This is a genomic window from Tateyamaria algicola, assembly GCF_047715485.1.
Classification (GTDB): Bacteria; Pseudomonadota; Alphaproteobacteria; order Rhodobacterales; family Rhodobacteraceae; genus Tateyamaria.
In genome coordinates this window covers 3,523,528-3,537,071 of the sequence record NZ_CP180422.1, presented here as the reverse complement: position 1 = coordinate 3,537,071, position 13,544 = coordinate 3,523,528, and the positions used below count along the sequence as shown (strand labels likewise).

13 protein-coding genes are annotated in these 13,544 nt (G+C 63.4%); 10 read left to right on the top strand and 3 right to left on the bottom strand.

Annotation, left to right across the window (positions count from 1 at the left end; translation table 11 throughout):
• The first annotated feature begins 158 nt into the window (after window positions 1–158).
• From ACMHLQ_RS19925 to ACMHLQ_RS19900, 6 genes are all read left to right on the top strand, one after another.
• Window positions 159–530 carry a hypothetical protein gene (locus ACMHLQ_RS19925; protein WP_415402420.1) on the top strand — a complete coding sequence of 124 codons (372 nt, stop codon included), beginning with the start codon at window positions 159–161 and terminating at the stop codon, window positions 528–530.
• A complete protein-coding gene (locus ACMHLQ_RS19920; protein WP_415402419.1) occupies window positions 527–1,606 on the top strand; it encodes a Rieske 2Fe-2S domain-containing protein in 1,080 nt (359 codons plus the stop codon). The genes ACMHLQ_RS19925 and ACMHLQ_RS19920 overlap by 4 nt, the downstream gene beginning before the upstream one ends.
• Entirely contained in the window at window positions 1,603–2,358 is a 756-nt protein-coding gene (locus ACMHLQ_RS19915; protein WP_415402418.1) for a hypothetical protein, read from the top strand. The genes ACMHLQ_RS19920 and ACMHLQ_RS19915 overlap by 4 nt, the downstream gene beginning before the upstream one ends.
• On the top strand, window positions 2,355–2,618 hold the full coding sequence (locus tag ACMHLQ_RS19910) for a hypothetical protein (RefSeq protein WP_415402417.1): 264 nt from the start codon (window positions 2,355–2,357) through the stop codon (window positions 2,616–2,618). The genes ACMHLQ_RS19915 and ACMHLQ_RS19910 overlap by 4 nt, the downstream gene beginning before the upstream one ends.
• A gap of 79 nt (window positions 2,619–2,697) precedes the next feature.
• Window positions 2,698–3,708: a hypothetical protein gene (locus ACMHLQ_RS19905; RefSeq protein WP_415402416.1), complete on the top strand. Its 1,011-nt coding sequence runs from the start codon at window positions 2,698–2,700 to the stop codon at window positions 3,706–3,708.
• Between the two features lie 126 nt (window positions 3,709–3,834).
• Entirely contained in the window at window positions 3,835–4,263 is a 429-nt protein-coding gene (locus ACMHLQ_RS19900; protein ID WP_415402415.1) for a hypothetical protein, read from the top strand.
• A gap of 25 nt (window positions 4,264–4,288) precedes the next feature.
• On the opposite strand, the gene ACMHLQ_RS19895 is transcribed toward ACMHLQ_RS19900, so the two are convergent.
• Complete coding sequence (locus ACMHLQ_RS19895; RefSeq protein WP_415402414.1) at window positions 4,289–4,879, bottom strand: hypothetical protein; 591 nt, start codon at window positions 4,877–4,879, stop codon at window positions 4,289–4,291.
• 167 nt (window positions 4,880–5,046) lie between these two features.
• Between ACMHLQ_RS19895 and ACMHLQ_RS19890 the strand changes: the two genes are divergently transcribed.
• A complete protein-coding gene (locus tag ACMHLQ_RS19890) occupies window positions 5,047–6,339 on the top strand; it encodes an O-acetylhomoserine aminocarboxypropyltransferase/cysteine synthase family protein (protein WP_415402413.1) in 1,293 nt (430 codons plus the stop codon).
• A 43-nt stretch (window positions 6,340–6,382) separates the two neighbouring features.
• Here the strand turns inward: ACMHLQ_RS19890 and ACMHLQ_RS19885 are convergent, their stop codons facing one another.
• A complete protein-coding gene (locus tag ACMHLQ_RS19885; protein WP_415402412.1) occupies window positions 6,383–7,060 on the bottom strand; it encodes an SIMPL domain-containing protein in 678 nt (225 codons plus the stop codon).
• 241 nt (window positions 7,061–7,301) lie between these two features.
• Between ACMHLQ_RS19885 and ACMHLQ_RS19880 the strand changes: the two genes are divergently transcribed.
• The gene (locus ACMHLQ_RS19880; RefSeq protein WP_415402411.1) at window positions 7,302–9,815 is read left to right on the top strand and encodes a hypothetical protein; all 2,514 of its coding nucleotides are present in this window, start codon (window positions 7,302–7,304) and stop codon (window positions 9,813–9,815) included.
• A 50-nt stretch (window positions 9,816–9,865) separates the two neighbouring features.
• Here ACMHLQ_RS19880 and hppD read toward each other — a convergent pair whose 3' ends face one another.
• Window positions 9,866–10,960: a 4-hydroxyphenylpyruvate dioxygenase gene (gene hppD / locus ACMHLQ_RS19875; protein WP_415402410.1), complete on the bottom strand. Its 1,095-nt coding sequence runs from the start codon at window positions 10,958–10,960 to the stop codon at window positions 9,866–9,868.
• A gap of 136 nt (window positions 10,961–11,096) precedes the next feature.
• On the opposite strand from hppD, the gene ACMHLQ_RS19870 reads away from it, so the two are divergent.
• Entirely contained in the window at window positions 11,097–11,552 is a 456-nt protein-coding gene (locus ACMHLQ_RS19870; RefSeq protein WP_415402409.1) for an Lrp/AsnC family transcriptional regulator, read from the top strand.
• A gap of 102 nt (window positions 11,553–11,654) precedes the next feature.
• Window positions 11,655–13,535, top strand: a complete 1,881-nt coding sequence (locus tag ACMHLQ_RS19865) for a cation:proton antiporter (RefSeq protein WP_415402408.1) — start codon at window positions 11,655–11,657, stop codon at window positions 13,533–13,535.
• The last annotated feature ends 9 nt before the right edge of the window (window positions 13,536–13,544 follow it).

Here is a 13,544-nt window from a genome sequence, read left to right as displayed (position 1 = left end):
GAAACGCGCGCCGCGGCCCTGGATTTTGAGCAGAATGTACCAATGATTTGATCACATTTTCGCCCGGCTGACGAAAATGGAAAGTTTTGCCTATGTCCGGTGGAACAGCGTTGTTAGGGTCCGGGCGAAGTTATTGAGAAAACGCAGAAAGGCGCGCAATGGACGTCGCACAAGCGCTTGTGATGGGCATGCAGGTCTGGGGGCTGATCGGGGCCCTCGTGGCTGCTGTTTTCCTGACCATCGGCATTGACCGCATCGATGAAGACACGCGTGGGGCCTACATCTTTCGCCCGCTGCTGATCCCCGGTGTCTTGCTGATCTGGCCGCTTGTGCTGTGGCGCTGGTGGCAGATCGAAACCGAGCGTGCGGCTTGGGCCGCGCGCTATCGCCCGGTGCGCGCCTCGTACGGGCTGGCCGTTTGCCTGATGGCGATCGGCATCGTTGCCGTCATTCTACTGGGCCTGAGCGTGCGCCAGACATGGCCCGGCGACGTCGCACCCGTGCAATTGAGTGAAGGGGCGTCGCAATGAGTGTCAAATACACCCCGGTCCAGTGGAACCGGAACAAGTGGATTTACGACGGGGTCATGCTGGCCGGCGTGGCCGCCTTTCTCTGGGTCTTCCTCTATGTCACGCCGGATGTGCTGAGCCACGAACGCGCGATCAATCCGCAAATCCATAACGCACGCGCGTTCGGGGCCTGTGCGTTCATGATGCTCACAGTGATCCTGTGCATCGGCCCGCTTGCCCGGCTGGATCGCCGGTTCCTGCCGCTGCTGTACAACCGGCGGCATTTCGGCGTGATGACAACCTTTGTGGCGATGACCCATGCGGGCTACATCCTGAACTGGTACTTTGCTTTCTCCAGTTCCGACAAAACGGTTGGTCTGCTTTATGCCAATTCCAGCTTTGGCCAGATCGCGGGCTTTCCCTTTGAACTCTTTGGGATATTCGCGCTGATCTGCTTGCTGATCCTGGCCGCCACGTCCCATGATTTCTGGCTCAAGTTCCTGACACCCCCGATCTGGAAACGCCTGCACTACCTGATTTACGCCGCCTATTTCGCGGTCGCGGCGCATGTGTCGCTGGGGATCTTGCAGGACCAGCAGAACCACGTCTTTACGCTCCTGTTCATCGCGGGGGCGGCAGCGGTCATCGCGTTGCATCTGGCCGCTTGGTGGGCCGAGCGGGGCGAGGCAGCAGCCAAGGACGGCGCCTGGGTCGAGGTGGCACCGGTGGGCGAGATGCGCGAAGGGTTTGCCAAGATCACGCGGCTGGCCAATGGCGACCGCGTGGCCGTGTTCCTGATGGAGGGGCAGGTGTCGGCCATCGCCAATGCTTGCGCCCACCAGAACGGGCCCCTGGGCGAGGGCAAGATCATCGACTGCCTCGTGACCTGCCCCTGGCACGGCTTTCAATATGACGTGCGCTCGGGCCGCTCGCCCGCGCCCTTCACCGAAATGGTGCCGACCTACCGCGTGCGGATCGAGGGCGACATGGTCGAGGTGCACCCGGATGCCAATCCGCCCGGCACCTATGTCGATCCCGTGCCCCTGCCCGCACGGCCCGTCCCCGCAGAGGCACCGGTGGAAGGAGTAACGCCATGAGCGAGAAACCGTTTTTCGTCGGCTACCTGCCCGCACCGGGCCCCTTGCGTGGGTTCCTGCTGCTGGCTTGCGTTGTGCTGATCGCGGGCCTTGGCACCGCCGGGTTCCTGATGGGGGCCGCGCAAGACGATCCCGGCCCCGGCGCCTTCCGCTTTGATTATGGCCGCCAGACGGTGACAGGCGTTGTCGAGATGACGCCCTACCCCGTGATCCACGTCACGCAAGGCAATGATCGCATCAAACCGGGCGACAGCTTTCTGATGACGGCGGGCGGCAAGTCCGGTGTGGACAGCCGCGCGATGCCGTTGAACGGCCAACTGGCGCAGGTGTCGGGCACTGTGCTGGAACGGGGCGATCTTTACATGATGCAGCTGCGCGGTGGGCGCAACGGATTGCAGGCCGCCGAAGGCACAGCGCCCGAGATCGCGGCCGAGCCGCAGGGCCGCTGGCGTCTGACGGGCGAGATTTGCGACGGCAAGTGCCTTGCCGGGGCCATGCGCCCGGGGCGCGGGCTGGCCCACAAGGCCTGTGCAAACCTGTGCCTGCTTGGGGATGTGCCGCCGATCTTCGTCTCCTCCCAGCCGGTTCTGGGCGAAGAGTTCCTGCTGGTCGTCGGCCCCGATGGCACCCGCCTGCCGCGCGCAGCCTATGATTACGTGGCACAATTCATCTCGGCCGAGGGCGAGATCACCAAACGCGGCGACCTGCTGGTCTGGGAAATCGACCCGGATACAATCGAGGTGACGCCATGAAGCGCATCATCTGGCTTGTCTTTGCAGCGGTGGTCGCGGCCATCCTCTTTTACATCTCGCGGTTCTGGTATCTCTCGCTCTGGCCACGCGGTGGCTTGTTCGGCATCGAGGCGCTGCGCCCGCAGGGCGGGCTGGTCGGGCAATGGCTGCGGGGCACCGATTTCGCCCCGTTCGAGCTGCTGATCTGGGCAATCGGCGCATTTTTGGTGCTGACCTTGCTGCAAAAACTCTACGATCTGCTGAACCCGCCACCCGAGTGAGCATCAAGCCTTTTGCCAACCCGCCAAGCGCCCTATAGTGCCAACAAAAGAGCACATCCTCGGGCGAATGGCAGGCAAAATGGCACGCAAATCCTCAGCGTCAGCGGCGACATCCTTCAACGTGGCCCTGGTCGGCCAGAACGGGCGCATCGGCTATGAGGCGCTGCTGTTCGTGGCCTCGCTGCGCGCCAAAAGCCCCGATTTCAAAGGGAGCATTCTGGTGGCCGAACCCCAGCCCGGCCCGTTATGGAGCAAGGACCCGAGGATCGAGGCCGAAGACCTGCGCGCAGCCCTCGCCGACCTCGGTGCCGAAATCCTGCCCTTTGACAGCGTCCACTTTGGCGAAGCCTACCCCTATGGCAACAAGATCGAGATGCTGAGCGCCCTGCCCAAGGGCGAACCGTTCGTGTTCTTTGACAGCGACACGCTGATCACGGGCGATCTGGCAACAGTTCCGTTCGATTTCGACAGGCCCAGCGCGTCACTGCGGCGGACGGGCACGTGGCCGCAGATCGAACTTTACGGCCCCGGCTACACCGAAATCTGGAAATCGCTTTATGACATGTTCGGCCTCGATTTCGATTCCAGCCTCGATCTGAACGAACCGGACGAGTATTGGCAGCGCTACCTCTATTTCAACGCCGGTTACTTTTTCGGGGCCTGCCCGCATGTGTTCGGCGCGCGGTTCCTGGAATACGCGCTCGCCATTCGCGACACCCCGCCACCGGCCCTGGTGTGCCAGTCGCTCGATCCCTGGCTGGATCAAGTCGCCTTGCCGCTGGTGATCCATTCACTTGGCGGCGGGCGCGACAGCGCGGCGCACGGATTGCTCGATGGGTCGGTCAGTTGCCACTACCGGCTGTTGCCACTCCTATATGCGCGCGAAAGCGAGGCGGTGATCGACACGCTGGAAGAGGTCGCAGCCCCCAACAAGATCAAGAAAGTGCTGAAATCCTATGATCCGATCAAGCGGATGGTGTTTCAGGGGCGCGGAGAAAAGGTGCGTGCGCTGTTCGATCAGGATGACCTGCCCCGCCGCGAACAGGCCATACGCAACCGCATAAAATCCAACGGCTTCTGGATGCGCTAGGATGTGACGTAGCGTCAGGTGTCGAACATGTCATTTTTGACACCAACGCGGCGACTTTTCCCCTTACTTTACGCGCGTAAAGGCTTACGTAAACGTCAATCAATCACTGCAAAATGGGTGGACCCGATGTCCAAGAACGTCTCCGCATTTCTGGAGCGCCTTTCGCGCGTGTTTATAGATGGCCCGCTTGCCGAAGTGGCCGAAAACTTCGTTTACCCGATGCCGTTTTACTCCAATGGCGGGTTGGCCGTGTTCGGCAGTGCCGACACCTTGCTCGAGGGGCTGACGCTCTACCGCAGCGCGGTGCGCAAGGCAGGCATTCTCAAGATCACGCCCCGTATCATCGCCCATGGGGTGCCGTCGCGGGGATATTCGAATGTCTGGGTGGAATGGGACCATCTTGACGTGCTCGGCCTGTGCAAGCGCACCAGCCAGGTGCGCTATGTCCTGTTTCAGGACGGCATGTCGCTGTTTCCCAAGATCGAAATGGTGGACTACACCGTCAGCGCCTTCCCCGAGGTGCAGGATCACTTCCCGATGATGGCGACCGCCTGAGATCAGGCAGTCACCGGTATGCGTATCAGGCTGCGGCCCCTTTGGTCAGCAGCGTGTAGGTGGTGATCAGCGTGTCGGTTGCCGATCCGCGGGCAATGCCCCCGCCCTCTTTGCGCAGGCTCTTGGCACCCACGGTGCGTTTGATCACGCGCCCCAGTTGCTGGTTCAGGGCGGTGCGGGCGCGGCGCGCCTTGACCTTGGCCTTGGTGCTGTCATCGCCAGCCTTTGTCGCTGTCTCATAGGCGGTGACGAATGATGTATCCTCGGCGCAGCCCTTGATGACATTCAGGATAAAGTGGTCGTCAAAACGGCCATCCTTGTCCATCTCGGTGGCCGTCTTTTGCGCCAGGTCGATCACGGCGCGCTTGGCGGCAAGACGCTGGGCGAGGTCCAGATCCTTGGGTGCGGTTTCGATCACGTAACCTTCGACGATCTTCTGCATCAGGTGGGACACGTCCAGCCCCTGTTCACGCGCGGCGGCGGTAAGGTAGGCGCGCACATCCGGGTCGATGGCAAAGTTGAACGTCTCCGCCTTCTTCAGCTTTTCCAGCTTGGCGGCCCGTTTGCCCGGCTTTGCCGGTGCCTTGTCTTTTGTCAGTACTGCTGCGTCGGCCATGATTGGCTCCTCTTTCTGTATACTTGCGCATATATGCAGATTACAGCGATCCGTCAACATACTTGACAAACATGCAGGCGCATAATTGACGCCCGGCCTTGCCCACCCGACCCGCTTTGCCTATCGATAGCGCTGACTGACCGCCCCCATGGCAAAGGACACATGACATGACCGACGGCCCCACATACGGCTTTGACACCCTTCAAATTCACGCGGGCGCCCGGCCTGATCCAGCCACGGGCGCGCGCCAGACGCCGATCTATCAATCGACGGCCTACGTGTTCCGCGATGCCGAGCACGCGGCGGCTTTGTTCAACCTGCAAGAGGTCGGCTATATCTATTCGCGCCTGACCAATCCCACCGTGGCCGTACTGCAGGAGCGCATCGCAACGCTCGAGGGCGGCGTGGGCGGTGTGTGCTGTTCGTCCGGGCACGCGGCTCAGATCATGGCGCTGTTCCCGCTGATGGCACCGGGCCTCAACGTGGTGGTCTCGACCCGTCTTTACGGCGGCACGGTCACCCAGTTCAGCCAGACCATCAAGCGCTTCGGGTGGGAGGCGACATTTGTCGACTTCGACGATCTGGACGCGGTGAAGGCGGCCATCGACGACAACACCCGCGCGATCTTCTGTGAATCCATCGCCAACCCGGGCGGCTACATCACCGATCTGGACGCGATTGCGGCCATCGCGGATGGCGCCGAAATCCCGCTGATCGTCGACAACACCTCGGCCACGCCCTATCTGTGCCGCCCCATCGAACATGGCGCAACGCTGGTGGTGCACTCGACCACCAAATACCTGACCGGCAATGGCACCGTCACGGGCGGCTGCGTGGTCGACTCGGGCAAGTTCGACTGGTCCGCCAATGACAAGTTCCCGTCGCTGTCCGCCCCCGAACAAGCCTATCACGGGCTGAAGTTCCACGAGACGTTCGGCCCACTCGCCTTTACCTTCCACGGCATCGCCATCGGTCTGCGCGATCTGGGCATGACGATGAACCCACAGGCCGCGCACTACACGCTGATGGGGACCGAAACGCTGTCGCTGCGGATGGACCGGCACGTGGAAAACGCGGTCAAGATCGCCAAGTGGCTCGAGGCGGATGACCGCATCGATTACGTCACCTATGCGGGGTTGGAATCCTCGCCCTATTTCGACCGCGTGGCCAAGATCTGTCCGCGCGGCGCGGGCGGTCTGTTCACCTTCGCGGTCAAGGGGGGCTATGACGCCTGCGTGAAACTGGTGAATGCACTCGAAATCTTCAGCCACGTGGCCAACCTGGGCGATGCCCGCTCGCTCATCATTCACTCGGCCTCGACCACGCACCGCCAGTTGACGGTCGAACAGCAACGCGCCGCCGGGGCCGCCCCCGAAGTGGTGCGGGTCTCCATCGGCACCGAGGATGCGGATGACCTGATTGCCGACCTCGACCAGGCGCTGTCCAAGGCGACCAGCTAGACCACAGACTGGCGCACCCGCACAGGTGCGCCAGACGATCCCGTCACGGGATCAGATCAAAGGTGACGGACACCCGCGCCGACAGGCTCAACTCGCCCGGCGCGACGGGCATGTCACTGGCGCGGGCGGCCGCGAACATCTCGGGGCGCATGCCGCTGTCGCCCTGTTCGGTGATGGTCTGGATCGGGCCCAGGGTAACACCCGCGGCCTCTGCCAACTGCGTGGCACGGGCGATGGCATCAGCAACCGCAGCGGCGCGCGCCTCCGCCTTGGCGTCGGTGCTGTCCTGCAACTGAAAGCGCAAGCCGTTGAAATCATTCGACCCCGCGCTCAGCGCCGCATCCAGCACCGCCCCCAAGGCACCGATGTTGCGCACGCGCACCGACAGCGAATTGCGGGCCACGAACCCGGTGATGTCACGCGCGCCCTCGTCGTTGTTCCAAAGGGGCGAAATACTCAACTGATCGGTCTGCACATCGCGCGGCTCGACGCCCATACCGCTCAGCGTGGACAGCAATGCACTTGCATCGGCGCTGACCCGGTCCATCGCCGCCTTGGCGGACGCATCCGTATGGGTCACCCCCAGCGAGATCACGGCCATGTCCGGCGCGGCCTCCGCCGACCCCTCGCCCACGACGGCCAGCGTGCGCGGCGCCTCTTGCGCAAGGCTGGCGGTGGCAAACGCCATCACGATGGCGACACACATCACAACTGATTTCATCGGTCTTGTCCTATCTGTTCCCAATTCTCGCGCTCATCTGCGCCGAGCCCGGCGATCAAGACAACCAAATGACGGGCTTTTGCTTTGCATGGGCAAAGTCCTGCTTTATCCTGCTCACGATCGATGATGGCATTCCATCAGAGAGCCGCAATTGCTAAAGGCCCAGTATGAAGCCAAATTTCGCGCTTTCCTTGTCCTTTGACGGGATCCGTCTGCTGCACCGCGCAGCGGGGGATGGCATTTGGTCGGCGAAGTGCCGGTCACCAGCCCGGATTTGACAGGTGATCTGACGGGCCTGCGCAAGGCCGGCATGAAGGTCAAGACCAAGCGCCTGCGCACCAAGCTGATCATTCCCGACGACCAGATCCGCTATCTCAGCATCGAGACGGGCGATGTGGATGACGCCGCCCGCGAAAAGGCAGCGCTTGTCGCGCTTGAGGGGGCGACGCCCTACCCGGTCGATGCCCTCGCCTTTGACATATCCCCAGATGGCAGCACGACCCACGTGGCCGCGGTCGCGCGCGAGACCCTGGCCGAGGCCGAGGCCTTCGCGGTCGAACATCGGTTCAACCCGGTCAGTTTCGTCGCCGCCCCGGTGGACGCCGAGTTTCTGGGCGAGCCGTTCTTTGGCCCAACGGCCCATTCCAAGATGATCATCCCCGAGGGTCGCACCGTCGAGGCGGACGGCGTGCGCGTCGTCATCGTCGACCCCGTGCCCGAAGATGCAGCGCCGGAAAAGCCGAAGAAAACCGACGCGCCAGATGCTGAGGCAGAGGCTGAGGCTGAGGCAAGCACGCCCGAAACGGCAGAACCGGCAAAGGAAGAACCCGCCGAGGATGTAGGCGAGGTCAAAGAGACACAGGACGCCTCCGACACCAAAGACGACGCAACCGAGCCGGAAGAAAAGCCGGACGCCAACGCCGAACCCGAGGCAAAGCCAGAGCCCAAGGCCGAGGACGACGCAAAACCGGACCCAGTGGCGGCCAGTGAGGCCGCAGCGGACGGCGAGGTCGAGGCGGATGCCAAGGACAAGGCAGAGGCCGCGCCCGAGAAAGAAGCCGAGCCGACACCACCCCTGCTGGGCTTCGCAACGCGGCGGCGGCAAGACCCGACATCGACGCCGACACCCACACCGTTGGGCGGCGTCACCCGCAAGCCGCCAGCCAAGGGCGCGGCACCCGCATTGAAGCCCAAACCCCCGGCCCCTGCCCCGGCAATCACACCCAACACACCGCCCAAGGCCGTGGCCGACAGCCTGCGCCCTGTGCCTGCGCCAACCCTGCCCGATGTGGCGGTGCCCGAAGCGGCCAAGGCGGCACGCACCGGTGGCTTTCTGTCCCGGCGCAAACCCGGCAAGGCAAAGGACACCGGGCGCACGGGCGCCAAACTGGCGGCACGGACCGCAGCGCAAGGCCCGAATGCGGACGTCGAATCCCAGCGCATGACCGTGTTCGGCGCGCGGGGCGAGGCGACAGTCGGCGGCAAGCCCCGCTATCTGGGCCTGATCCTGATGGCGGTCCTGCTGGTGTTCCTGGCCGGTGTGGCGGCATGGGCCTCGGTGTTTCTGGATGACAAACTGTCGAGCCTGTTTCCCGGGCGCGAGCGCACGCTGGCCTCGACCCTGCCCGACGACACGCAGGCGGCCCTGGCCGAAGATGTGGGCGTCACCACCACACCCGAAGAGACCGAACAGAACGGTGTTGCGGTCGCTGCCCTCAATGACAGCCTGACAGAAGGGCTCAGCGCCGAGGACGCCGCCGTGCTGGATGCGCTACGCGACCCCATGCCCGCACCAGCGCCGCCAGAGGAACTGGACGCCGCCGCGCTCGAGGCGCGCTATGCGGTGACGGGCATCTGGCCCAAGGCACCCGAAGTCCCCCAGCCCACAGGGCTGATCGATATCGAAGACCTCTATGTCACGGGCATCGATTCAGTCAGCCCCGCGCTTGACGCGGTCGCACTGCCCTCGGCCGCCTCGTTCCAGACGGACAAGCAAATGGCGGCGCTGGCCTCACCCTCGGCACCGGGCACGAATTTCGCGCGCGACGCCCAGGGGCGCATCATCCCGACAGCCGAAGGCGCGCTCAGCCCGGATGGGTTCACCGTCTTCCTCGGCCAACCCCCGGCGATCCCGCCCGCGACACCGGTGCGCTTCGAAAACGAACCCGTGGTGCCCCCGTTGCTGGCCCGCGTGCGACCGCAACCGCGCCCCAGCGACCTTGTCGAACAGAACGAGCGTGCAACGTTGGGGGGCCTGTCGCGCATCGAACTCGCCGCCCTGCGGCCACGGTTGCGCCCGCAAGCACCGCAAGAGATCGAAACCGAAACGAACGAAGCCGCCGAAACGCCGGAACCCGTCCAGGTGCTCGCGGCGATGACCACGCTGCGCCCGCAGGACCGCCCGCGCAACTTCAAACGGATCGTTGCCCGTGCCGAGCGTAACAGCGCCCCATCGGCCACCGTGCGCACCGCCGCTGTCGCACCGCGCACCGTCACGCCCGCGATACCCTCCACGGCTTCTGTCACGCGCGAGGCAACAGTGCGCAACGCCATCAACCTCAGCCGCGTGAACCTGATCGGGGTCTATGGCACACCGTCTGACCGGCGCGCGCTGGTGCGCCTGTCAAATGGGCGCTACCAGAAGGTCAAAGTGGGGGATCGTTTTGATGGCGGACGCATCTCCGCAATCGGCGATGCCGAATTGCGCTACCAAAAAGGCAGCCGCAACGTCGTGTTGAAGATGCCCAAAAGCTAGACAGGGACCGGCACAGTCACCGGCACGTTTTCGTGCCTGTCACAGGCCGCTCAGCCCGCCTTCAACTCACCGCTGTTGATCTGCTCTTGCTCGATGCTTTCGAACAGCGCCTTGAAGTTCCCCTCGCCAAAGCCGTCATCGCCCTTGCGCTGGATGAACTCAAAGAAAATCGGCCCGATCACGGTTTTCGAGAAGATCTGCAACAGGATCTTCGTCTCGCCCCCGTCCACAACGCCCTCGCCATCAATCAGGATGCCGTGTTTCTTCATCCGCTCCAGCGGCTCGTCATGGCCCACAACACGCTCCTTGCTCAGCGCATAGTAGGTCTCGGGCGGGCCCGGCATGAACTTCAGCCCGTTTTCGGCAATGATGTCGGTGCTGTCATAAAGGTTGTCCGACCCCACCGCGATGTGCTGGATGCCTTCGCCCTTGTACTTCTTGAGGTAGGACACGATCTGCCCCGTCTCCCCCCGATCCTCATTGATCGGAATGCGGATGCGCCCGCAGGGCGAGGTCAGCGCGCGGCTCAACAGACCGGTGAACTTGCCCTCGATATCGAAAAAGCGGATTTCCTTGAAGTTGAACAGATCGCCGTAAAACCGGAACCACGTGTCCATGTTCCCCTTGTGCACATTGTGCGTCAGGTGATCGAGGTAAAAGAACCCCACGCCGCGGGGCTTGGACTGCTCCAGCCACTCGTATTCCCCGTTATAGGGCGAGGTGTCGTAATACTGGTCCACGAAATAGATCAGGCTGCCGCCAATGCCGTAGATCGCAGGCACATCCAGCACCTTGCCGCTCCCCTCATAGGGTTTCGCGCCCAGCTCGACCGCGCGCCGGAACGCATGGTCCGCATCCACGACCCGCCAGCCCATCGACGGCGCGCAGGGCCCGTGTTCCTCGACAAAACGGGCGGCAAAACTGTCCGTCTCGGCGTTCAGCACATAGGTGATGTCGCCCTGCTGCCACAGCTCGATGTCCATGCGCCTGTGACGCGCAACACGGCGATACCCCATACGGGCAAACAGATCGCGCAGCTCTTGCGGGTCGGGATGGGCAAATTCGACAAACTCGAACCCGTCCGTGCCCATCGGATTGGCATCGGTGATCTGCGATTTCGGGGCGTCATGCGGGAAAGGGCCCATTTTACGTCTCCTGTGCGGGGGTTTGTGCAAAAATAGGGCGATGCACATGCGGTGTGCGCGCGAAACGCGCCACATCCCTTCCAAATCACGCGGCAATCCCGCATAGATGAGGCAATTCATGCACAACTGAACGCACATGCTTGATTCCATCGACACCCGCCTGCTGGCCGCCCTGCAAAAGAACGCCCACCTCTCGGCACAAGAGTTGAGCGAGATGTTGCACCTCTCCGCCAGCCAGGTCGGGCGGCGGCGCCAAAGGCTCGAGGCGGACGGCTATATCGAAGGTTACGTCGCACGGCTCAACGCCAACCGGCTGGGGCTGAGTGTACAGGGCTTTGTCCAGGTGCATCTGGGCACACACGGGCCTGAACACTCCAGCAGCTTTGCCCGCCTGCTCGACACCCAGCCCGAAATTACCAGTGCATGGACCATGACAGGGGATGCGGATTACCTGCTGCGCGTGTATTGCACGGACCTAAGCGCATTGAACCGCTTGATCCATGACGTGCTGCTGCCCCACCCTGCGGTTGCGCGCGTGCAAAGCCAGATCGTCATGGACCAGTTGAAACGGGACGGCCCGCTGCCGACCTGAACGCACCAGGTTGAAGGCCCCACCCGGATGGGCCAACATCACGGCAACGACGCATTCGGGTGATTAAACCGGGTCCATACGGGCGCAAGAGCGGAGAGTGACATGGAAAGTTTCCTTTACCAGGCGTCGATTTACCTGGCCGCCGCCGTCATTGCGGTGCCCATCGCGGCCCGTCTGGGGCTGGGCTCCGTCCTCGGCTACCTCGCCGCCGGTATCCTGATCGGGCCCGTGCTGGGCTTTGTCGGGGCCGAAACCGAAGACCTCCAGCACTTTGCCGAATTTGGCGTGGTGATGATGCTGTTCCTGATCGGGCTGGAACTGGAACCGCGCGCGCTTTGGGACATGCGGACCAAGCTTCTGGGCCTTGGCGGCTTGCAGGTGGTGCTCTCGGCCCTTGCGCTGATGGGCGTGGCCATGGCCTATGGCCAGCCCTGGGGCGTGGCGCTTGCCATCGGCCTCACGCTTGCGCTGTCCTCCACCGCAATCGTGCTGCAAACCCTGACGGAAAAGGGGCTGATGCAGACCAGCGGCGGGCGCTCGGTCTTCTCCGTCCTGCTGACGCAGGATATCGCGGTGATCCCGATCCTAGCCTTCCTGCCGCTGCTGGTGGTCACGCTGCCGATGCAAATCTCATCCGACGGCTCCATCGCGCGCGCACTGGGCGACGGGCACGGGGGCGATTACGGCCATGCGGGGATGAGCCTTGTGGACGGCCTGCCCGCATGGGGCGTGACCCTCGTCACCATCGGGGCAGTGGCGGCAATCATCCTTGCAGGTGTGTTCCTGACGCGGCCGATCTTCCGCTTTATCCACGCCGCGCACCTGCCCGAGATGTATACCGCCCTCGCCCTGCTGATCGTGGTGTCGATCTCATTCCTGATGATGCTTGTGGGCCTGTCGCCCGCCCTTGGCGCCTTCCTTGCCGGCGTGGTGCTGGCCAGTTCCGAATTCCGGCACGAGTTGGAATCCGACCTGCAACCGTTCAAGGGGCTGCTTTTGGGCCTGTTCTTCATCACGGTCGGCGCGGGCATCAACTTCACGCTGCTGTTCGAGGGCTGGCCCGCCCTGATCTCGATGGCTGTCCTGCTGATCGCGATCAAGGGTCTGGTGCTTTATGGCCTTGCGCGCGCCTTCAATATCCGGGGGCGCGACCGCTGGCTGTTCACGCTGGGCCTCGCGCAGGCGGGCGAGTTCGGCTTCGTGCTTCTCGCCTTTTCGACGGGTCAGGGCGTGATCCCGACCAGCGTGGCCGAAACGCTGCTGCTGGTCATCGCGCTGACCATGCTGATCACGCCGCTTCTGTTCATCGTCTACGAGATGATCAACCGGCGCATGACCGAAACCGTGGGCGAGGTCGAGGCCGACGACATCGATGACGAAGGCCCGGTGATCATTGCCGGAATTGGCCGGTTCGGACAGATCGTGAACCGGCTGTTGCAGGGCTCGGGCTTCAACACCGTGGTGCTGGATCACGACATGGAAACCATCGCCCTGATGCGCCGCTTTGGGTTCAAGGGGTTTTTGGGCGATCCCAGCCGCCCCGATATCCTGCACGCCGCCGGGCTGGAAACAGCCCGGGTGCTGGTTGTCGCGCTGGATGATCCGGAAACCGCGACGCGGCTCGTGGCCTATGCCCGAAAAACCCGCCCCGATCTGCACATCATCGCACGCGCCTATGACCGGGTGCACACCTACCGGCTCTACCAGGCCGGGGCCGATGACATCGTGCGGGAGATGTTCGACAGCTCGCTGCGCGCCGGGCGCTACGCCCTCGAAAACCTGGGCCTCAGCGAATACGAAGCGGCCGAGGCCGAGCGCGTGTTCTACTCCCATGACCGCGACGCCGTGCGCCAACTGGCCGAGGTCTGGGACCCGAACGTGCCCGCCTCCAAGAATGACGCCTATGTGGCCCGCGCCAAAGCCCTGGAAAAAGAACTCGAAGCGTCGCTCTCAGCGCGTCAGGACGAACCCAAGCGGGCGTAAGTGGGTCGG

Coding starts and splice junctions, on each gene's coding strand:
- ACMHLQ_RS19925 (WP_415402420.1), top strand. CDS start 159: ATGGACGTCGCACAAGCGCTTGTGATGGGCATGCAGGTCTGGGGGCTG.
- ACMHLQ_RS19920 (WP_415402419.1), top strand. CDS start 527: ATGAGTGTCAAATACACCCCGGTCCAGTGGAACCGGAACAAGTGGATT.
- ACMHLQ_RS19915 (WP_415402418.1), top strand. CDS start 1,603: ATGAGCGAGAAACCGTTTTTCGTCGGCTACCTGCCCGCACCGGGCCCC.
- ACMHLQ_RS19910 (WP_415402417.1), top strand. CDS start 2,355: ATGAAGCGCATCATCTGGCTTGTCTTTGCAGCGGTGGTCGCGGCCATC.
- ACMHLQ_RS19905 (WP_415402416.1), top strand. CDS start 2,698: ATGGCACGCAAATCCTCAGCGTCAGCGGCGACATCCTTCAACGTGGCC.
- ACMHLQ_RS19900 (WP_415402415.1), top strand. CDS start 3,835: ATGTCCAAGAACGTCTCCGCATTTCTGGAGCGCCTTTCGCGCGTGTTT.
- ACMHLQ_RS19895 (WP_415402414.1), bottom strand. CDS start 4,879: ATGGCCGACGCAGCAGTACTGACAAAAGACAAGGCACCGGCAAAGCCG.
- ACMHLQ_RS19890 (WP_415402413.1), top strand. CDS start 5,047: ATGACCGACGGCCCCACATACGGCTTTGACACCCTTCAAATTCACGCG.
- ACMHLQ_RS19885 (WP_415402412.1), bottom strand. CDS start 7,060: ATGAAATCAGTTGTGATGTGTGTCGCCATCGTGATGGCGTTTGCCACC.
- hppD (WP_415402410.1), bottom strand. CDS start 10,960: ATGGGCCCTTTCCCGCATGACGCCCCGAAATCGCAGATCACCGATGCC.
- ACMHLQ_RS19870 (WP_415402409.1), top strand. CDS start 11,097: ATGCTTGATTCCATCGACACCCGCCTGCTGGCCGCCCTGCAAAAGAAC.
- ACMHLQ_RS19865 (WP_415402408.1), top strand. CDS start 11,655: ATGGAAAGTTTCCTTTACCAGGCGTCGATTTACCTGGCCGCCGCCGTC.